The sequence below is a fragment of the Janthinobacterium sp. YR213 genome (genome assembly GCF_900099875.1).
GTDB classification, from domain to species: domain Bacteria; phylum Pseudomonadota; class Gammaproteobacteria; order Burkholderiales; family Burkholderiaceae_D; genus Janthinobacterium; species Janthinobacterium lividum.
Genome location: NZ_FNDA01000007.1, coordinates 250333 through 270592, shown reverse-complemented (window position 1 = coordinate 270592; position 20260 = coordinate 250333). Strand labels below are relative to the sequence as shown.

Sequence of the window (20260 nt, the reverse complement as noted above, 5' to 3'; positions counted from 1 at the left end):
CCGTGCTGCCGTTCGACTTGCATGTGTAAGGCATGCCGCCAGCGTTCAATCTGAGCCAGGATCAAACTCTTCAGTTTAATCTCTGTTACTTTGCCATTTTATTGGCACCGTCTTGCGACGGGTCGCTCACTCAAAAAACTGACAGGCTACTTCCGAAGAAGTATCCTATTTCATTATTTCTTGTGAACATTTGATATTTTAAGTTTTACAGCGATCCGAAGATCACTGCTGCACTTACATCAAATGCCCACACTTATCGACTGTTAATTGTTAAAGAACTGTATTCGGCACTGCTTTCGCGCTATCGACAAAGCGTTGTGTTTGTCAGCTGCGAAGAAGGAAGAGTATGAAGCGTTTGCAGCATTTCGTCAACCTTCTTTTTCACCCTGCTTCACTCGACATTTGTATGCGTCGTTCAGCGAGGGGGCGAATTATAGCCTTGCCCCGCACGCCCCGCAAGCACTAATTTGCATCTGGGCAAATATTGCTGTGTGATATCGTAGCGCCGACCATACCTTGCCTCATCCATATAGATTCCCATGCCTATCCCACACATCAGCCCTACCGCCAATTCCGCCCTGTCCAGCGCACTCGAACATGCCATCAACAGCAAGACCAAGCCGCTGGGCAGCCTGGGGCTGCTGGAAACCCTGGCCCATCAGATCGGCCTGATCCAGCAAAGCACGCAGCTGACATTGCAGCAGCCTGCCATCATCGTTTTCGCGGCCGACCATGGGGTCGTCGCCGAAGGCATTTCCGCTTACCCACAAAGCGTGACGTGGCAAATGGTGGAGAATTTCCTCGGCAACGGCGCCGCCATCAACGTTTTCGCCCGCCAGTCAGATTGCGCCCTCTATATAGTAGACGCCGGCGTGAACCATGACTTCGGACCGCGCGACGGCTTGCTCGACCGCAAGCAGGGTCCCGCCACCCGCAACTTTGCCAAGGAACCCGCCATGAGCCAGGAGCAATGCCTGGCCGCCATGCAGGCGGGAATGGGCCTGGTCTCCACATTGGACGGCAATGTGCTGGGCTTTGGCGAAATGGGCATCGGCAACACTACCGCTGCCGCAGCGCTGATGCACAAGCTGACGCAAACACCGGTCGCCGACTGCGTGGGCGCCGGCACCGGCCTGTCGAAGGAAGGCATATTGCACAAACAGCAGGTCATCGAAGCGGCCGTCGCCCATCATGCGGCGGTCACCACGCCGCTCGACGTGCTGGCCACCTTCGGCGGCTTCGAAATCGCCATGATGGCCGGCGCCATGCTCAAGGCGGCCGAACGGCGCATGATACTGCTGATCGATGGATTCATCGTCAGCAGCGCCCTGCTGGTGGCGGCCCGTCTGCAGCCGGCCATCCTCGATTACTGCGTGTTTTCGCACTGCTCCGATGAAAACGGTCATCGCCAGCTGCTGGCCAGCCTGGGTGCGCGTCCGCTGCTGCACCTCGATTTGCGCCTGGGTGAAGGGACGGGTTCGGCGCTGGCCTTGCCGCTACTGCACGCAGCCGTCAACTTCATGCGCGAGATGGCGACGTTTGCCTCGGCCCAGGTCAGCGAAAAATCCACGCCAGATTAAGACCATGGCCAATCCCGTTTCCGCCGCAGTCCATCAGTGCCGCCTCTTCTTCATCGCGCTGCAGTTTTTCACGCGCCTGCCCATCCCCCGTTGGGTGGGTTTCGAACCGGCCTGGCTACAGCATGCCTCGCGCTACTTCCCGCTGGTCGGCGTGGTAGTGGCGGCCATCAGTGGCGCCGTGTATCTGCTGGCCAGCTGGCTCCTGCCGTCGGCGGTAGCCGTGCTGCTGGCCGTCGCCGCCGGCATCTATCTGACGGGCGCCTTTCATGAAGACGGCTTCGCCGACATGTGCGATGGCTTTGGCGGCGGCATGACGCGCGAGCGGGTATTGGAAATCATGAAGGATTCGCGCATCGGCGCGTATGGCGCCATCGGCATCCTCTGCCTGCTGGCCATCAAGTGCACGGCGCTGGCCTCACTGCCGCCCGCCGTCATCGTGGCGACGCTGTGCATCGCCCATCCGCTCTCGCGCCTGGCCGCCGTCTCGCTGATCCGGTTCATGGACTATGCGCGCGACGAAGGCAAGGCCAAGCCGATGGCGCAGGAGATGAATACCGCTGAATTCCTCATCGCAGCCATCTGCGGCCTGCTGCCGGCCGTCGTGTGCGGCACCCTGGGAATCTTTTACTGGGCCACGCTGGTCTTCGCCGTCGTGGCGGTGGCCGCGGCCGCATTCTGGCTGGGCCGCAAGTGCCAGCGCCGCCTGCAAGGCTACACGGGCGACTGCCTGGGCGCAGTGCAGCAAGTGGCGGAAGTGGCTGTCTACCTGGCCATCCTCTCCAACTTCCAGCCTCCCCTGCGCTTCTATTAAACAAGCATGCGCCTGATCCTCGTTCGCCACCCCACGCCGCAGGTAACCAGCGGCACCTGCTATGGCCGCAGCGACGTGGTGGTGGCGCCGCACGAACTGGCCACGGTGCGCGCCAGCCTGCAAGCGACTTTGCCAGCCGGCGTGCCGCTCTATTCCAGTCCGCTGCGCCGCTGCGCCGGCCTGGCGACAGCATTGGCGCAAGACTTGCCTTCCAGCGCCCTGCGCCTTGACGCGCGGCTGGCGGAGATGGATTTCGGAGCATGGGAAATGCAGCCCTGGCACGCGATCGCGCGCGCGGAAATCGATGCCTGGGCGGCCGACGTGGCCTGGTATCGCCCCGGCGGGGGCGAGAATGTGCTGGCGATGGCTGCCCGCGTCGATGCGTTTTTAGGCGATCTGTTGCGCGAACAACACGAAACGGTCGTCATCATCTGCCATGCGGGCACCATCCGCCTGCTGTCGGCACTGCAAGCCCGGCTGCCATTGGAAGAAACCGCCCTGCTGGCCGCCCATTCCGCCCATAAAATCGCCTATGGTGCGACGGCCGTCGTCGATTTCTGATATCGAATCGCCCAGCCAGCCATTTCAGTCCACGCCTGCTGCACGTATAATGGCGGGGTTTTGGTGCCCGCGCTCATGTCCATGAGCGCAGTTAAACGGGAAACACGATGCCGCGATCGCGGCGAACGTGTGCTGCCCCCGCAACGGTAAGCAAGTGTCGCCCCTCTCTACAGGAAGCGGGCGACAAGCTATCTCTGACAACCACTGTGCTTGCAATCATCGAGCATGGGAAGGTGGGATAGCCCTACTTGCCAGCCCGGATACCGGCCAGGACAGGTGGAAGTGCGGGCCTTGCCGGGCGCCGCGCCTTCCGTTGAATCTGGCTTGCGGGGACGCGAGCCGGGTGCTTTTTCCGAAGAAAACGATATCATGACTGCTCCCGTATTACACCGCCGCGCGCCGGCAATGGCGCCGCGCGCCCTGGTTTCCGCCATTTCCCTGTGCTTCATCGCCGCCGCTCCAGCATTCGCGCAAACCGCGAACAACACGCTGGACCAGATCGTTGTCACCGGCTCCCGCTTCAACAGCGACCCGGCATTGCAACCGATCGGCGCCACCGTCATCACGGCAGATGAAATCCGCCGCGCGGGCATCAGCGACGTGAACCAGGCCATCCGCAAGATCGGCGGCGTCTATGGCCGTCAAAGCCTGACCGGCAGTCCTGACTTTACCCTCGACCTGCGTGGCTTCGGCGCCACCGCCAGCCAGAACACGGTCGTGGTCCTCGATGGCGTGCGCCTGTCGGAAAATGAACTGACCGATCCAGTCCTGGCCAGCATCCCCATCGACAGCGTCGAACGCATCGAAATCACGCGCGGCGGCAGCAGCGTCCTGTATGGCGACGGCGCCACGGGCGGTGTGATCAACATCGTCACCAAACGTCCAGGCAAGCAGGCTGTCCGTGGTACGGTCTTCGCCGAAGTGGGCCAACTGGGCCAGCGCGAAGTGCGCGGCTCCGTAGCCCAGACCTGGAATAACGTCACCCTCGACGCCGCTGTCGGCAAGCAAGAAACCGACAACTATCGTGACAATAACGAATACAAGCAGACCAACTTCGGCGGCGGCGCGCAATGGCAGGACAAGAATGTCCGTGCAGGTGTGCGCATCGACAGCACGCGCCAGGATAGCCGCTTCCCTGGCTCGATAACACTGGCTCAGTTTGAAGACAATCCGCGCCAGGCGAAAACACTGAAAGATTTCGGTTCGGTCGACAGCGACCGCTATACAGCCTTCGCCGAAGGCCGCCTGGGTACCGTAGATCTGGCCGCAGAACTGTCGCACCGCGAAAAGACGGCAAAATCCACCTATTTCAGCAGCTTCGGCCCTTCCGCGTCGGAGCGCAAAACCAAGCAAAACCAGTTTTCGCCACGCCTGCGCCACCTGGGCCAGTTCGACGGCATGCTCAATGAAATCGTCGCTGGCGCCGACTTCATCAAGTGGGACCTGGCAGTCGACGCTTCGTACTCCCAAGCCAAGGCAAAGCAGAAATCGCAGGCACTCTATGTGCGCGATGAACTGAAATTCGCTGGCCCGCAAAACTTCCGTATCGCCGCCGGCGTACGCCATGAAACTTTTGACAAGGACTCCGTTGATCCGGTACCGTTCACTACGGCTACCTACAAAATCAAGCAGAACTTCAATGCCTGGGATGTTCAAGGCAGCTTCGATGTCGTGCCGCAGGTAAACCTGTATGCCAAGGCCGGCCAGAGCTATCGCGTGGCAAATGCCGATGAAAACGGCTACACGCCAGTAGAAAACAAACCTCTGCAAGGCCAGACTTCGCATGACCTGGAACTGGGCGCGTCCTACAACAACAGCATCGTCAAGCTCGATGCACGCGTCTTCCGCCACAAACTGACCAACGAGATCTACTACGATCCAACGGCAGGTGCGTTCGGTTTTGGTGCCAATACCAACCTGGATCCGACCAAACATCAAGGTTTCGAACTCGATGCCAGCGCCAATATCGCGGCTGACTGGCGCCTCAGCGGCCACTACCAGCATGTGAAAGCAACCTTCACCGAAGGCGTCAATTCGGGCAAGGAACTGACCCTGATCCCGAAAAACACCCTGTCGGCCCGTTTGTCGTGGGTACCGAAAGATGGTCAAAGCGCGGATTTCGGCGCGCAATGGGTGGACAGCCAGCGCTACGGCAGCGATTTTGCCAATACCTGCGACGCCAAAGTGCCATCGTTCACCACGTTCGATGCCCGCTATGCACGCAAGTTCGGCGCCTGGGAAGTGGCGGTGAATGCCTTGAACCTGACGGACAAGCAGTACTTCACCAACGCCTTCAGTTGCAAAGGCGGCATCTATCCTAGCAATGGCCGCCAGATGAAACTCTCGGCACGCTACGATTTCTAAAGCGGCCAGGAGTTGATTACAATGGCCCGTACGCGCAATCGCAAGCGGGCCATTTTTCGTATACTCCCCACCAACGCATCTGAGGAAGTCCGCAGCCACTTGCACCGCTCCCGTTTCACCTAAGGCAGTACATGCACCCATTTTTCCGCAACATGCGCCACCGCGCCACCGTGATCCTCACGGTGCTGATCGTGTGCGCGGTTGCCAGCCTGATTTTCTCCGGCATGATCGGTTCGATCGCGATTCCGCTCGCCGACCTGCCTTCCGCCCTGTTCCATGTCGTGCAGGGCAAGACCGATACCCTCGCCGCCACCCTGCTCGACCTGCGCCTGGGCCGCGCGCTGACCGCGTTTGTCACCGGCGCGGCGCTGTCCTTGGCCGGCGTCATGATGCAGGCGCTGCTGCGCAATCCCCTGGCGGACCCGTATGTGCTGGGCATTTCCGCCGGTGCTTCCGTCGGCGCGCTGGCCGCGCTGCTGTTCATGTGCGCGCTGTGGGTGGTCGACGCGGCCGCCTTTGCAGGTGCCGTCGGCGTGTCCATGCTGCTGTATTTCTTTGCCCGCCGCGACCTGCGCGGCGGCACGGCCGCTGAAGGCGGCGCCTCGCTCTTGCTGCTGACGGGCGTGATACTGGCTTCGGCCTGCATGGCCATCGTCACCCTGATGCTCTCCATCGCCCCGGAAAGCCGCTTGCGCAGCATGGTGTTCTGGATGATAGGCGACCTGTCCGGCGCGCCCGCGCGGCTGATGCCGTGGCTGGTCCTGGCTGGCGCCATGGTCTTCGCGCTGCGCTGCGCGCGTTCGCTGAACGTCATGGCGCTGCACGCGGAAGCGGCCAGCACCCTGGGCGTGCGCGTAGGCGCACTGCGCAAGGGACTGTTCTTCTGTTCCGGCCTGCTCACCGCCAGCGCCGTCACCAGCGCCGGCAGCGTGGGTTTTGTGGGCCTGATCGTGCCGCATGCGCTGCGCTTCGCCTGCGGCCCCGATCATCGCCTGTTGATTCCCGCCGCCGCGCTGGCCGGCGGCACCTTCCTCGTACTGGCCGATACCTTGGCGCGCACCGTGCTGGCGCCATTGCAGCTGCCCGTCGGCGTGGTGACAGCCATGATCGGTGCGCCCGTCTTCCTGTACCAACTGCACCGCTTGCGCCGCACATGATACGTACTTACCAACTCGGCCTGAAGGCAGGCACGCGCTCCCTGGTGGAAAACCTCATCTGGCACATCAGGGATGGCGAATGCTGGAGCGTGATCGGCCGCAATGGCGCGGGCAAGAGCACCTTGCTGCGCACCCTGGCCGGCTTGCGCGAACCGGATACTGGCCACGTGACGATACAGGGCCGCGCCCTGATCGACTGGCCGCTCGACGAACTGGCGCGCGAACGGGCTTTCCTGGCGCAGGCGCGCCACGACGCGTTCTCTTACCGCGTCATCGAAACGGTGCTGTCGGCGCGCCACCCGTACCACGACAACCATTACTGGGAAGGCAGCGACGACCAGCGCATCGCCCTGGCGGCGTTGGCCTCGATGGAAGTGGAGCACCTGGCCGAACGCGACGTGCGCAGCCTGTCCGGCGGCGAACGCCAGCGCGTGGCGATTGCCGCCATGCTGGCGCAGGATACGCCCTTGCTGTTGCTGGACGAACCGGCCAATGCGCTGGACCTGGCGCACCAGGTCAGCGTCATGGGCCTGCTGTCAAAACTGTGCCGCGAACAGAATAAAACCGTGGTGATGGTGGGGCATGACCTGAACCTGGCGCACAGCGTCTCGACCCATGCGCTGCTGCTGATGGGCGATGGCGGCTGGCTGGCCGGTCCCGTGGCCAATGTGATGCAGGCATCCATCCTGAGCGACTACCTGGGCCACCCGATCGAGATCATCGATCACGGCAAACGCAAGATATTCATACCGAAAGAGGATCAGACATGAGCGACAACAAACCTAGCGACGTAGAAACAGCCGCAATCAACGAACGCCACCGCGTGCGCATGGAACGAAAAAAGGCCATCATCGACGCGGCCATCGCCAAGGCCGACAAGGAAATCGGCATCATCATCGTCAACACGGGCAACGGCAAGGGCAAGAGCTCGAGCGGCTTCGGCATGGCCATCCGCGCCATGGGCCACGGCATGAAGGTAGGCGTGGTGCAGTTCATCAAGGGCGCCATGTCGACGGGCGAAGAAAAATTCCTGCGCCGCTTCCCCGATGAAATCAGTTTTCATGCGATGGGCGAAGGCTATACCTGGGAAACGCAGAACCGCGAGCGCGACATCGAAAAGGCCGAACTGGCATGGGAGCAGGCGAAGACCTTCCTGGCTGACCCAAGCTACGGCCTGGTGCTGTTCGACGAGCTCAATATCGCCCTCAAGTACAACTACCTCGACGTGCACAAGATCATCGCCGACCTGCTGGAACGTCCGCAGATGCAGCACGTGGTCATCACGGGCCGCGGCGCACCGGACGAACTGATCGCGATCGCCGACACCGTCACCGAAATGGCCGTCGTCAAGCATGCTTATGCGGCCGGCATCGGCGCGCAAATCGGCACCGAGTGGTAACAGCGCCATGACGCGCACCCTGGTCTTCGGCGGCGCCCGTTCCGGCAAGAGCGCCCATGCGGAAATGCTGGCCCGCGAATCCGGCAAGGAAGTGATCTACCTCGCCACCGCGCAGGCGGGCGATGCTGAAATGGCCACGCGCGTCAGGCATCACCGCGCACAGCGCCCGGCCGAGTGGACAACCCTGGAAGAACCGCTGCGCCTGGGCGACGCCATCCTGCGGGAAGCACGGTCCGGCCGTCTGCTGCTGGTCGACTGCCTGACCCTGTGGCTGACGAATCTGATGTTTTCCAGCGGCGAGACATATCCGGACGTGGGCGATATCATCCTGCCCGAAATGTTCCACAGCGAGCGCGCGCACCTGCTGTACGCGCTGGCCGAAATCGGCGACACCGACTGCGACCTCGTTCTCGTATCGAACGAAGTGGGTATGAGCATCGTGCCGTATGGCGCCATCTCGCGCTGCTTCACCGACGAGGCGGGCCGCTTGAACCAGGCCGTGGCGGCCGTGTGCGACAAGGCTGTCTTTGTCGCCGCCGGCCTGCCGCTGTACCTGAAAGGCGGCCCATGCTGAGCGGCTTGTCGCTGCCCATGCTGGCCGCCTTGATGACGGCCGGCGTGCTGCTCGACATGCTGCTGGGAGAAACGCGCCGCTGGCATCCACTGGTCGGCTTTGGCCGCATCGCCAGCACACTGGAACGCCTGCTGAACCGGGGCCGCGCACGTTTTATGCGCGGCATGCTGGCATGGTGGCTGGCCGTGCTGCCCATCAGCTATGCCGCCTACTGGCTGTGCGGCCTGGCGGGTGCCGCCCTCCACGTCTTCCTGCTGTATCTATGTCTGGGCCTGCGCAGCCTGCGCGACCACAATCAACCGATTGCCGATGCCCTGCTCATCGATGACCTGGACAACGCGCGCCTGCTGACGGCGCGCATCGTCAGCCGCGACACGGCCAACGCCGATGCGGCCAGCCTGGCCAAGGCCAGCACGGAATCCCTGCTGGAAAACGGCAACGATGCCGTCTTCGGCACCCTGTTCTGGTTTGCCGTGGCGGGCGGCCCCGGCGCAGTCCTATTCAGGCTGGCCAATACCCTCGACGCCATGTGGGGCTACCGCAACGAACGCTACGACTGGTTCGGCTGCTGCGCCGCGCGCATCGACGACATCCTCAATTATCTGCCGGCGCGCCTGACGGCCCTGTCCTATGTCTTGCTGGGCAAGAGCATGGCGGACAAGAAGCGCGCCTGGCAGTGCTGGCGCACGCAGGCCCCAAACTGGGGCAGTCCGAACGCGGGTCCCGTGATGGCCAGCGGCGCCGGCACCCTGGGCCTGGCCCTCGGCGGCGACGCCATCTACGATGGCGAACTGGAACGCCGCCCGCCGCTGGGCGCCGGCCGTCCCGCCGAAGCGCGCGACATCGACCGCGCCTGGCGCCTGGTGGCCGAGACGGCCGTGTTGTGGCTGATCTGGGTGGCGCTGCTGGCGGGCCTGTTCTACCTGAAGGGGAAATACCTTGCTTGAACATGGCGGCAACCTGCGCGACGCCGCGCGCGAGTACGGACGGCCCATCGCCGACTGGATCGACCTGTCGACCGGCATCAATCCGCACTGGTATGCAGCGCCGGCACCCGGCGCCAACGCCTGGCACCGGCTGCCGGAAGCCGATCCCGCGCTGGCCGCTGCCGCCTGCGCGTATTACAACGCACCCGCCATGCTGCCGGTCGCCGGCACGCAGGCCGCCATCCAGGCCCTGCCCCGGCTACGCGCGCCGTCGCGCGTGGTGGTGGCCGCGCCGTCGTATGCGGAACATGCGCACCACTGGCGCCAGCACGGCCACGCATTACACCAAGTGCCATATGCGCGGCTGGCCGATGCCGTCGACCACTGCGACGTGCTGGTCATCTGCAACCCGAACAATCCCACGGGCGAACGCATCGCCCCCGCACTGCTGCTGGAATGGGCTGGCAAATTGGCCGCGCGCGGCGGCTGGCTGGTGGTCGATGAAGCGTTTGGCGACACGGAAACACACGCCAGCCTGGGGCCGCACTCGGGCCAGCCTGGCCTGATCGTGCTGCGCTCCATCGGCAAATTCTTTGGCCTGGCGGGACTGCGCCTGGGCTTTGTCGCCGCCCATCCCGCACTGCTGGTACAACTGGCCGATATGCTGGGCCCGTGGACCGTCAGCGGCCCGGCGCAGCAAGTGGCGCTGGCCGCCTTGAACGACACGCACTGGCAGGAAGCGATGCGCGAGCGTCTGCGCGGCGAAGGCGCCCGTTTGCAACAGCTATTGGCCGCGCACGGCATCGCCAGCAGCGGCACGGCGCTGTTTCAATGGTGGCCGGACACGCGCGCCGAAGCGTTCTGGCAGCACATGGCAGAATCAGGCATCTGGGTACGCCTGTTCCGCAACGCGGCCCACGGCATCCGCCTGGGCCTGCCCCCCGACGAACACGCCTGGCTGCGCCTGCAGCAGGCCCTCACCGCATGGAAGCACACATGAAAATCCTGAAAATATCGCTGCTGCTGGCCGGACTGGTCTCGCTGCAGGCGCATGCCGCCATCACCGTGCGCGACGATGACGGGAATACCGTCACCGTGGAAAAACCGGCACAGCGCATCCTGGCGCTAGCGCCGCACGTGACGGAACTGCTGTTCGCGGCCGGCGGCGGCGAGAAGATCGCCGGTGTCGTCAGCTATAGCGACTACCCGGAAGCGGCAAAGAAGATCACGCAAGTGGGCGACAACCGCCAGTACGACATGGAGCGCATCATCGCCATGAAGCCGGACCTGATCGTCGTGTGGATGCACGGCAGCGCCGAGCGCCAGATCGCCATGCTGCGCCAGCTGAAGGTGCCGATCTATCACAGCGAACCGCGCAAGCTGGCCGATATCCCCGACAGCATGGAGCGCCTGGGGCAATTAATGGGCACGGAAAAAACCGCCAAACCGGCCGCCGCGCAGCTGCGCGCCAAACTGGCCAGCCTGACGGCCCGGTATGCGCAGCGTCCGCCCGTGCGCGTGTTTTACCAGGTATGGGACAAACCCTTGTATACCTTGAGCGGCGCGAGCATCATCAGCGATTCCATGCGCGTGTGCGGCGGCCAGAATGTCTTTGCCGCGATGAAGGTGGTGGCGCCCGTCGTCACCCCGGAAGGCGTGCTGCAGGAAGATCCGGAAGTCATCTTCGGCACCAGCGAAAAAAGCGATCCGCGCAGCGAAGGCGGCCTGGCCATGTGGCGCGCCTTCCCGTCGATGACGGCCGTGCGCCGGAATAACCTGTTCCGCCTGAATGGCGACCTGCTGAACCGCGCCGGCCCGCGCATGATCGAAGGCACGGCCGCCATGTGCGAACAGCTGGAAGCGGCCCGCCAGCGCCGCAACGCTCCCGCAGCCAAGGCAACGCCATGAGCCACTACCAGCGCATCGCGTGCCTGTCGACGGAAGCCGTGGAGACACTGTACGCGCTGGGCGCGGAAGACGTCATCGCGGGCATTTCCGGCTTTACCGTGCGCCCACCACGGGCGCGCGAGGAAAAAACCAAAATCAGCGGCTTTTCCTCCTCGAGCCTGGAGCGCATCCTGGCCGTCCAGCCCGACCTCGTGATCGGTTTTTGCGACATGCAGGCCGATATCTGCCGCGACCTGGTCAAGGCCGGTATCGAAGTGCACCAGTTTAACCAGCGCACGGTGGAGGGCATCCTGCGCATGATCGCCGTGCTGGCCGCACTGGTGCGGCGCGAGGAAGCGGGACGCGCACTGATCGCCAGCCTGCGCGCGGACATCGCCGCCGCCCGGGCCCGCGCCGCAGCCTGGACACGCAAGCCCGTGATCTACTTTGAAGAGTGGAACGATCCCCTGATGAGCGGCATCGGCTGGGCGGCCGAATTGATCGGCATCGCCGGCGGCACGGACGCCTTCCCGGAGTTGTCCGCGCATCCGGGTGCAAAAGAGCGCATCATCGCCGATCCTTTGACCGTGGTGCGGCGCGCTCCCGACATCATCATCGCCACCTGGTGCGGCAAGAAGTTCCAGCCGGCGCAGCTGACGGCACGTCCGGGCTGGGATGCGATTCCCGCAGTACGCAATGACATGCTGTTCGAGATCAAATCGCCCGACATACTTTCTCCCGGTCCGGCCGCCATCACGGAGGGACTGCGCCAGATCAGCGACATCATCGCGCAATGGCAGGAGAATCAGAAAGAGCAGCAGGCATGAAGAGTCCCTTCCCCGCCCTGATGGTGCAGGGCACGACGTCCGACGCGGGCAAGAGCACCGTCGTCGCGGCCCTGTGCCGATTGTTGAAACGCCGTGGCGTGACGGTGGCGCCGTTCAAGCCGCAAAACATGGCCTTGAACAGCGCCGTGACGAGCGACGGCGGCGAGATCGGCCGCGCGCAAGCCCTGCAAGCGCTGGCCTGCGGCATCGCGCCGCACACGGATATGAACCCAGTGCTCTTGAAACCGTCGTCGAACACGGGTGCGCAAGTGATCATCCACGGCAAGGTGCGCGCCGAGATGGATGCGCGCGACTACCAGCAATATAAAACCATCGCCATGGGCGCCGTGCTGGAATCCTACACGCGCTTGCGCCAGCAATACGACGCCGTCGTCGTCGAAGGCGCGGGCAGCCCCGCCGAAGTCAACCTGCGCGCGCGCGACATCGCCAATATGGGCTTTGCGGAAGCCGTCGACTGTCCCGTGATCCTGGTGGCCGACATCGACCGGGGCGGCGTCTTCGCCCACATCATCGGCACCCTGGCCTGCCTGTCCGACAGCGAACGGGCGCGCATCCTTGGCTTCGTCATCAACCGCTTCCGCGGCGACATCTCGCTACTACAACCCGGCATCGAATGGCTGGAACAGCAGACGGGCAAACCCGTGCTGGCCGTGCTGCCCTACCTGCAAGGCCTGTTCCTCGATGCGGAGGACGCCGTCGAAGCGATGCAGGCGGAACGCGGCGCCTTCAAGGTGGTGGTGCCGCAACTGCCGCGCATCAGCAACCACACGGACTTTGACGCGCTGCGCGTCCACCCCGATATCGACCTGCAATTCGTCCAGCATGGGCAGCCGATTCCAGCGGCCGACCTGGTGATCCTGCCGGGCAGCAAGAACACGCGTGGCGACCTGGCCTGGCTGCAGCAGCAAGGCTGGCCCGCCTACCTGGCGAAACACCTGCGCTATGGCGGCAAGATGCTCGGCATCTGCGGCGGCTTCCAAATGCTGGGGCAAAGCGTGTGCGATCCGCTGGGCGTGGAAGGTGCGGCGGGAGAGTCAAAGGCACTGGGCCTGCTCGACATGGTGACGGAGCTGACGAGCGACAAGCGGCTGGAGCAGGTGCGCGGCCACTGCGCGTTTGCCGGCGCGGCCGATGCGCCCGTGGGAGGCTATGAAATCCACATGGGTGTCTCGCATGGCGCGGCGCTGGCACAGCCGGCCTTTGTCATCGATGGGCGGCCGGAAGGGGCCGTGTCGGGCGACGGTCAAATCCTCGGCAGCTATTTGCACGGCATGTTCGACACACCCGCCGCATGTTCGGCGCTGCTGCGCTGGGCGGGGCTGGATTCCGGCCACACGGTGGACACGGCCGCCCTGCGAGAGGCCAGCCTGGAGCGCATCGCCGACGCGGCGCTTCCGCTGCTGGCCGCGCTCGACGCGCTCCCGCGCTAGACCTTACTTTTTCAGACACGTCGTCAGGAAGGAGCGGTCGGTCGAAAACTCGACCGCCATGCTCGACGACAGCGGCATGAACATCGAATAATCGGCCGGCACGTCGGCCGGATCCTTGAACACGGCGATGCCATCGAAATCGACGGCCTGGGCACCCAGGCCCAGCTTGTTCAAGGTCACGTTTTCCGCGTGCACCTTGCCCGTGCCGTTATTTGTGATGGTCGCCACATTGCCGGCGATGTCGATCTTGCCCGTCGCGCCACCCTGCGCCGCACAGGCATAGCTGCCATTGATTTCCGTGCCGATCTTCTGCTGTTTGGCGGCGACGATGGTGCCCACGCGCAGGACATTTTCCTGGTTGCGGCTGTAGCGGTCGATGAACAGCGCCAGCCCCCGATCCCCCGCATGCACGTGCACGATGCCGAAGTCCTGGCCGCCCTGGCGGGCGACGAGCAAGCCGTTCTTCGCATCCTTGACCAGGGTCAGGCTGGCGTTTTCCGCTTCCAGCTGCGGCGATACCGCAGAGCACACGCCTTGCGCACTGAACACGCCGCCATTGCACAGTTGGGCCGCGCCGTCGGCGGAGATCTTGAGACTGCCTTTCGGATTGAAACGGTCACCGCCGTTCGAGGCATTGCGCATGGCGCCCAGGAAAATATAGCTGCCGGCCAGTTTGGCCACGTCACCCACCGCATAGCCGGTGCCGCTGACGGTCGAGACCATATTACCCAATTTGATATTGCCCGACAGGAGACGCGTCCGCGCATCGACGGCGACGCTGAAATCCGTTGCCGTGTAAATAGTGAGATTGCCGCTGCTGGATGCGGTAAACGTGCCGCTGCGGTCGCTCAAGCCGAACTGCGTCGACAGCACGCGGATGGCGTAGGTTTTCTTGACATGGTCAAACGTGATGCGCCAGGTGTCGCCGATATCGGCAGCCACGTCATACACGCTTTCATCGGCGCTGGCGCCGGCAATGACGCTCAAGCCCGCCTCTTTGGCCACGGCGGCGGACGCCACCGTCACGCTGTCGGCGGGGGGGACGGCGGGCGTGACGACGACAGGCGGCGTGATGGGCGCTTCCGGCGCGCCGCCATCACTGCCGCCACCGCATGCGGACAGGGCCGCGCCCAGGACGAGGAACGTAAATGCATTTTTCATGTGATGTGACTTTCGAGGAAAGGAGGCCGGAACTGCCAGAAAACACATGCTAGCCTTGCCCGCTGTCTATTGCCATGGAACAAATGTTCCATGGACGATGCCCCCGGCACGCTGCCAAAATGCACGGCGCGGGCGGCACGCCTGCGCCATTTATGTGACAATTCACCGTACTGTCGGCTCCGTTTCTCCTCCTCAGGCTCACATCCATGACCAGTTCCCCGATCAAAAGCTACCTTCCCTGGGTGGTCGCCACCGCCCTGTTCATGGAGCAACTTGACTCCACCATCGTCAACACCGCCATCCCTTCCATGGCCGCCAGCCTCAACGTGACGCCACTGAGCCTGAAGGCCGTCGTCACGAGCTACATCCTGAGCCTGGCCGTGTGCATTCCCATCAGCGGCTGGATGGCCGACCGCTTCGGCACACGGCGCGTGTTTTCCGCCGCTGTCGCCATCTTTACCATCGCCTCCATCCTGTGCGGCCTGTCCGTGAATGCGCCCATGCTGGTGGCTGCGCGCCTGCTGCAAGGGGTGGGTGCGGCCATGATGATGCCGGTAGGCAGGCTCACCATCATCCGCACCTTTCCCAAATCGCAATTGCTGGCGGCCATGAATTTCGTCATCATCCCGGCCCTGATCGGTCCCCTGCTGGGGCCCACGGTGGGCGGGCTGATCGTGCACTGGCTGTCGTGGCGCGAGATTTTCTTCGTCAACGTGCCTGTCGGCCTGGTGGCGCTGTACCTGGCGCACCGCTACATGCCCGATTACTATGGCGACAAGCCCCGTCCGCTGGACCTGATCGGCCTGGTGCTGTTCGGCACGGGCATCGCGCTGCTGTCGTGGCTGCTGGAAATCTTCGGCGAACACCGCATCGACGGCACCTCGTTTGCCGTGCTGCTGTTCATTTCCATCAGCCTGCTGGCCGCGTACGTCTGGCATTCGAGCGAAGTGCTGCACCCGCTGCTGCGCCTGACCCTGTTCAAGATCCGCACCTTCCGCGTCTCCGTGGTGGGCGGCTTCGTCACGCGCCTGGGCGTGGGCGGCCTGCCCTTCCTGTTGCCGCTGCTGTACCAGCTGGGCCTGGGCTTGCCCGCCTGGCAATCGGGCTTGCTGATGATGCCGTCGGCCGCGGCCGCCATGGGCATGAAATTCATTTCCGCGCGCGTGCTGGCCCGCTTCGGCTACCGCCAGGTACTGATCGTCAACACCGTGCTGGACAGCGACGAGGAGGATGCGGCCGACGTGACGGCACAGGCCGTTGTGCAGACGGAAGTGCAAACCACAAAAGGCTGAGCCACATCAAGCTTGCCGCCAGCGCCGCTGGTGCTTTTGCCCGGCCCTGCTACCGTGACGGCAGGAGGTGCACATGGCGGCCGAGCGGCGCTTTGCGTGGAAGGGTACGGACCGCCATGGCAGGGCGGTCGATGGCGTCTTGCGCGCTGCCGACGCCAGCGCCGCCAAGGTCGCGCTGAGACGCGAGGGTATCCTGGCCACCCGGGTGCAGGCGGAACGCGCCGCGCCCGGCAAGGCCATCACGCGCAAGGATATCGCCCTGTTCACGCGCCAGTTGTCGACCATGATGGCGGCCGGCGTGCCGCTGCTGCACGCCTTCGATATCGCCGGCAAGGGGCACGCCAAACCTGCGGTCACGGAGCTGATGCGCGACTTGCGCCACGACATCGAAGCGGGCAGCAGCCTGCAGCAGGCATTCCGCCAGTTCCCGCTGCTGTTCGACGAGCTGTACTGCAACCTGCTGGCGGCAGGCGAACAGGCCGGCATCGTGCAGGATTTGCTGGCGCGCCTGGCCACGCACCAGGAAAAGGCCATCGCCCTGCGGCGGCAGGTGCGCGGCGCACTGATGTATCCGCTGGTCATCGTGCTCGTCGCCATCGTCGTCACGGCCATCATCATGAGCGTGGTCGTCCCCGCTTTCCGCCAGGTCTTCGACAGCTTTGGCGCGCCCTTGCCGCTGCCCACCCTGGTCGTCATGGGCTTGTCCGCCTTTGTTGTCCGCTACTGGCTGGCCTTGCTGGCGGCGCTGCTGCTGGCCTGCCTGCTGCTGCACCTGGCCTGGCGCCGCTATCCCGCGTGGCGGCGCAACATCCAACTGCGGGCCTTGCGCCTGCCCGTGTTCGGTCCTCTCCTGCGCAAGGCGGCAATCGCCCGCTGGACGCGCACCTTGGCTGCCATGTTCGCCGCCGGCGTGCCGCTGCTCGACTCGCTCAGCCTGGTGGGCGCCGCCTCCGGCCACACGCTGTACCAGGAAGCGACGGCACGCATCGAACGCGAAATCCGCGCCGGCGGCAGCCTGGCCCTGGCCATGGAACACAGCGGCGTGTTCCCGCCCTTGCTGACGCAGCTGGCCCTGATCGGCGAGGAATCGGGCGCGCTCGACGCCATGCTGTCGCGCGCGGCCGATATCATCGAGGCCGATATCGACGCCACGGTCGCCACCCTTTCCACGCTGCTGGAGCCGGCGCTGATGGTGGTGCTGGGCGTACTGGTAGGCTCCCTCGTGATCGCCCTGTATTTGCCGATTTTCAAGCTGGGCGCGGTGATCTAGGCAACAGCCAGCACCTCCCTTAAAACGCCCATTAGCCAGAAAAAAGAAATTACCGCGTTGACAGGTATTGCCTGCCGGGTCAGACTTCGTCGCAACCTCACACCGTTAATGAACGAGCCATGTCTTAATTCATGAAAAATCACAATAAACTGGACTGGCTTGAAGCGCTCAGGGGAATTGCTGCCACCCTGGTGGTCCTGACGCATGCCCGCTACTTCATGCTCAACACGGCCAATTGGGAAAAGGCCGATGAAATACTCAGGCCGGGCGCGATGGGCGTCGATCTGTTCTTCATCATCAGCGGCTTCATCATGGCGTATTCAACGCGCAATTCGGATGGCAGCCTGGCCTACGCCAAAACCTTCGCCATCAAGCGCTTTGCGCGCGTGTGGCCAGTCTACGCCATCATCACCTTCTGGTGGATAGCGGCAACGCAAGACGTCACCGCATATTTCAGTTCCTATGACAATGTCATTCTATTTTTAAAAAGCATCTTCTTCATTCCTGTCACTATCGACAATCCTCCCTATTTTGGCGCGGCATTGCCCTTGGGCTGGACCCTGGAATTCGAGATGTATTTTTATGCCATCTTCTGCGCCTCGCTCTGTTTCAAACAATGGCGCTGGCTCGCGCTGTTCGCCTGGATGATCGCCACCGTATTGCTGATTCCCATGCTGCACAATCCGGCCTTGTCAGCCTATGATGCCACCAGAAACCTGTCTTATTCCTTTGTCTATTTCAATTTGATGAGCAATCCGATTATTTTCGAGTTCCTGGCAGGTGCCGCCATCGGATTGTTGTACCTGCAGGACTGGGCCAGGATCAGGAATCCCGCCATCGCCTATCACCTACTCGGACTGAGCATCGCGTTGACCATCTGGCTCGGCTACTCGCGCGTAGTGGATTTCCACGGCCCTAGCAAATGGGGTGGCCCGCTGGCATTGACCGTACTCGTCATGGCCATCGCCAGCAAGACCGTCAAGATCCCCGCCCCCCGCTGGCTGGTGTGGCTGGGTTCGATTTCCTTCTCGCTGTACCTCAGCCATACGATTACCCATCACTATTTCGGCCTGGCCATGCTCAAGCTGGACATGGAAGCACATACGCACTCATGGGGCTATATCTTCATGATCACCGTAACGGCGATTTCGGTCGCGGCCGTAGTACATCGCTACCTGGAAAAAATGCTTTCGGAATCCATGCGCAACAAACTGCTGGCACTGCAGGTCGAACAGCAAAAACCGCGGCCGCGCGAACAGGACAGCCATGCCGCCGCCGTCACGAAAGAGTAGTCAACCGCGCCGCCGACATGCTCGTCCAGCGTAAGATGGCAGATACACTATACTCTCCTGGCTCGCGACACCGGCCCCGCCATGGCCAGCGTCGCGAGCCATAAACCTGTGCTTGCCCACGCCACATTGGCGATAAAGATAATGCCTCCAGATACCCTGCTGTTCGCGGCGCCCGGCAACCTGCCCGTCGCCCTCGTCGCCGCCCTGTTCGGCCTGATCGTCGGTAGCTTCCTCAACGTGGTGATCCACCGCGTGCCGAAAATGATGCAGCGCGAATCCGATAATTACGTGGCGGAAGAAAGCGGCTTGCCCTTGCCGCACACGGACCGCTACAACCTGATGCTGCCGCACTCGAACTGCACCGCTTGCGGCCACCGCATCACGGCCATGGAAAACATCCCCGTCATCAGTTACCTGCTGCTGCGCGGCAAATGCAGCGCCTGCCAGGCACCGATCTCCGTGCGCTATCCGCTGGTCGAACTGCTGACGGGCGCCCTGTCGGCCCTTCTGGTCTGGCACTTCGGCAGCGGCTGGACGGGTCTCGCCACCCTCGTGTTTGCCTGGCTGCTGATCGCCATGACCTTCATCGACGCCGATACGCAAATGCTGCCCGACGATCTCACCTTTCCCCTGCTGTGGGCGGGCCTGCTGGTCAATATCAATGGCACTTTCGTGCCCCTGCAAGACGCCGTCATCGGCGCGGCCGCCGGCTACCTGGCCCTGTGGGGCGTGTACTGGGCCTTCAAACTGGCGACAGGCAAGGAGGGAATGGGCTATGGTGACTTCAAATTGCTGGCGGCGCTTGGTGCGTGGCTGGGCTGGACGATGCTGCCGACGATCATCTTATTGTCATCGCTGGTCGGCGCCGTGGTCGGCATCGGGCTGATCGTGTTTGCCAAGCGCGGGCGCGACAAACCGATTCCGTTCGGCCCCTACCTGGCTGCGGCAGGCCTGATCGCCTTGCTGTATGGTACGCCCCTGTCCCGCCTCACGCTAGACCTGATTGGCTGACCGGCGCAGCACTGCCCCCTATGGATAAATACATGCAAAGACAAAACGTCCCTTATTTCAGCGTGGGTCTCACCGGCGGCATCGGTTGCGGCAAGAGCACGGTGGCCGACCTGTTCGCCGCGCACGGCGCCTCCATCGTCGATACCGACCAGATCGCGCACAGCCTGACGGCGCAAAATGGCGCAGCCATGCCAGCCCTGGTGGCGGAATTTGGCCCCGACTACGCCGATGCGCGCGGTGCCCTCGACCGCACCAGAATGCGCAACCTCGTGTTTTCCGATGCCGCCGCCAAGGCGAAACTGGAAGCCATCCTGCATCCGCGCATCCGCCAGGCGACCCTGGCGGCGGCCGCCGAAGCGACAGGCAGCTACGTGATCTTTGCCGTGCCCCTGCTCGTCGAGTCCGGCGGATGGGTGGAGCGGGTCAACCGGGTTCTCGTCATCGATTGCCTGGAAAGCCTGCAAGTGTCGCGCGTGATGGCGCGCAATGGCTTATCGGAAGAACAAGTCAAATCCATCATGGCCACGCAGGCGACGCGCGCCATGCGCCTGGCGGCGGCGGACGATGTGATCGACAATAATGGCGATTTGGCCGCCCTGGCGCCGCAGATTGCCCAGTTGCACGATTTATATCTGGCATTTTCAAAAAGAATGGCCGGAATCGGGCCGCAACGTTTGTAATTTGTCGACGCTTGGTT

Annotated in this window: 18 protein-coding genes, 1 rRNA gene, 1 pseudogene and 1 riboswitch; of the genes and pseudogenes, 18 read left to right on the top strand and 2 right to left on the bottom strand. The window is 63.3% G+C overall.

Features of this window, described 5'->3' with window-relative positions; genetic code table 11:
• A 16S ribosomal RNA gene (locus tag BLT98_RS26535) occupies positions 1-77 on the bottom strand; the annotation flags it as partial.
• Between the two features lie 462 nt (positions 78-539).
• Here BLT98_RS26535 and cobT point away from each other — a divergent pair.
• The 13 genes from cobT (at position 540) to BLT98_RS26470 (ending at position 13537) form a co-directional block, all read left to right on the top strand.
• Complete coding sequence (gene cobT, locus BLT98_RS26530; protein ID WP_092613041.1) at positions 540-1580, top strand: nicotinate-nucleotide--dimethylbenzimidazole phosphoribosyltransferase; 1041 nt, start codon at positions 540-542, stop codon at positions 1578-1580.
• A gap of 4 nt (positions 1581-1584) precedes the next feature.
• Positions 1585-2391, top strand: a complete 807-nt coding sequence (locus tag BLT98_RS26525) for an adenosylcobinamide-GDP ribazoletransferase (RefSeq protein ID WP_092613038.1) — start codon at positions 1585-1587, stop codon at positions 2389-2391.
• A 6-nt stretch (positions 2392-2397) separates the two neighbouring features.
• On the top strand, positions 2398-2952 hold the full coding sequence (locus BLT98_RS26520) for a histidine phosphatase family protein (RefSeq protein WP_092613035.1): 555 nt from the start codon (positions 2398-2400) through the stop codon (positions 2950-2952).
• A 44-nt stretch (positions 2953-2996) separates the two neighbouring features.
• Positions 2997-3239: riboswitch (cobalamin riboswitch) on the top strand.
• An 82-nt stretch (positions 3240-3321) separates the two neighbouring features.
• Positions 3322-5316: a TonB-dependent receptor gene (locus tag BLT98_RS26515; protein ID WP_170846506.1), complete on the top strand. Its 1995-nt coding sequence runs from the start codon at positions 3322-3324 to the stop codon at positions 5314-5316.
• A gap of 131 nt (positions 5317-5447) precedes the next feature.
• Complete coding sequence (locus BLT98_RS26510; RefSeq protein WP_034785028.1) at positions 5448-6473, top strand: FecCD family ABC transporter permease; 1026 nt, start codon at positions 5448-5450, stop codon at positions 6471-6473.
• Positions 6470-7243, top strand: coding sequence for an ABC transporter ATP-binding protein (locus BLT98_RS26505; RefSeq protein WP_092613029.1), 774 nt, complete (start codon positions 6470-6472; stop codon positions 7241-7243). The genes BLT98_RS26510 and BLT98_RS26505 overlap by 4 nt, the downstream gene beginning before the upstream one ends.
• Entirely contained in the window at positions 7240-7872 is a 633-nt protein-coding gene (gene cobO / locus BLT98_RS26500; RefSeq protein ID WP_092613026.1) for a cob(I)yrinic acid a,c-diamide adenosyltransferase, read from the top strand. Before BLT98_RS26505 ends, cobO begins: the two co-directional genes overlap by 4 nt.
• A gap of 7 nt (positions 7873-7879) precedes the next feature.
• Positions 7880-8446 carry a bifunctional adenosylcobinamide kinase/adenosylcobinamide-phosphate guanylyltransferase gene (cobU, locus tag BLT98_RS26495; protein ID WP_092613023.1) on the top strand — a complete coding sequence of 189 codons (567 nt, stop codon included), beginning with the start codon at positions 7880-7882 and terminating at the stop codon, positions 8444-8446.
• Positions 8440-9393: an adenosylcobinamide-phosphate synthase CbiB gene (gene cbiB / locus BLT98_RS26490; RefSeq protein ID WP_092613020.1), complete on the top strand. Its 954-nt coding sequence runs from the start codon at positions 8440-8442 to the stop codon at positions 9391-9393. Before cobU ends, cbiB begins: the two co-directional genes overlap by 7 nt.
• A complete protein-coding gene (cobD, locus tag BLT98_RS26485; RefSeq protein WP_092613017.1) occupies positions 9386-10372 on the top strand; it encodes a threonine-phosphate decarboxylase CobD in 987 nt (328 codons plus the stop codon). Before cbiB ends, cobD begins: the two co-directional genes overlap by 8 nt.
• Positions 10369-11280 carry a cobalamin-binding protein gene (locus BLT98_RS26480; protein WP_070258891.1) on the top strand — a complete coding sequence of 304 codons (912 nt, stop codon included), beginning with the start codon at positions 10369-10371 and terminating at the stop codon, positions 11278-11280. Before cobD ends, BLT98_RS26480 begins: the two co-directional genes overlap by 4 nt.
• Positions 11277-12086, top strand: coding sequence for an ABC transporter substrate-binding protein (locus BLT98_RS26475; RefSeq protein WP_092613015.1), 810 nt, complete (start codon positions 11277-11279; stop codon positions 12084-12086). Before BLT98_RS26480 ends, BLT98_RS26475 begins: the two co-directional genes overlap by 4 nt.
• On the top strand, positions 12083-13537 hold the full coding sequence (locus tag BLT98_RS26470) for a cobyric acid synthase (RefSeq protein ID WP_244517718.1): 1455 nt from the start codon (positions 12083-12085) through the stop codon (positions 13535-13537). The genes BLT98_RS26475 and BLT98_RS26470 overlap by 4 nt, the downstream gene beginning before the upstream one ends.
• A gap of 3 nt (positions 13538-13540) precedes the next feature.
• Here BLT98_RS26470 and BLT98_RS26465 read toward each other — a convergent pair whose 3' ends face one another.
• A complete protein-coding gene (locus BLT98_RS26465; protein WP_092613012.1) occupies positions 13541-14698 on the bottom strand; it encodes a hypothetical protein in 1158 nt (385 codons plus the stop codon).
• A gap of 206 nt (positions 14699-14904) precedes the next feature.
• On the opposite strand from BLT98_RS26465, the pseudogene BLT98_RS26460 reads away from it, so the two are divergent.
• The 5 genes and pseudogenes from BLT98_RS26460 to coaE all read left to right on the top strand — a co-directional run.
• Positions 14905-15912: pseudogene (locus tag BLT98_RS26460) on the top strand (MFS transporter); the annotation flags it as partial.
• A gap of 151 nt (positions 15913-16063) precedes the next feature.
• Entirely contained in the window at positions 16064-17260 is a 1197-nt protein-coding gene (locus tag BLT98_RS26455; protein WP_092613009.1) for a type II secretion system F family protein, read from the top strand.
• 131 nt (positions 17261-17391) lie between these two features.
• Positions 17392-18552 (top strand): acyltransferase family protein, encoded by a 1161-nt coding sequence (locus tag BLT98_RS26450; RefSeq protein ID WP_092613006.1) that lies wholly within the window; start codon positions 17392-17394, stop codon positions 18550-18552.
• 141 nt (positions 18553-18693) lie between these two features.
• Positions 18694-19563 (top strand): prepilin peptidase, encoded by an 870-nt coding sequence (locus BLT98_RS26445; protein WP_092613003.1) that lies wholly within the window; start codon positions 18694-18696, stop codon positions 19561-19563.
• Positions 19564-19595: 32 nt separating this feature from the next.
• Positions 19596-20243, top strand: a complete 648-nt coding sequence (coaE, locus tag BLT98_RS26440; protein ID WP_092613000.1) for a dephospho-CoA kinase — start codon at positions 19596-19598, stop codon at positions 20241-20243.
• Positions 20244-20260: the final 17 nt, after the last annotated feature.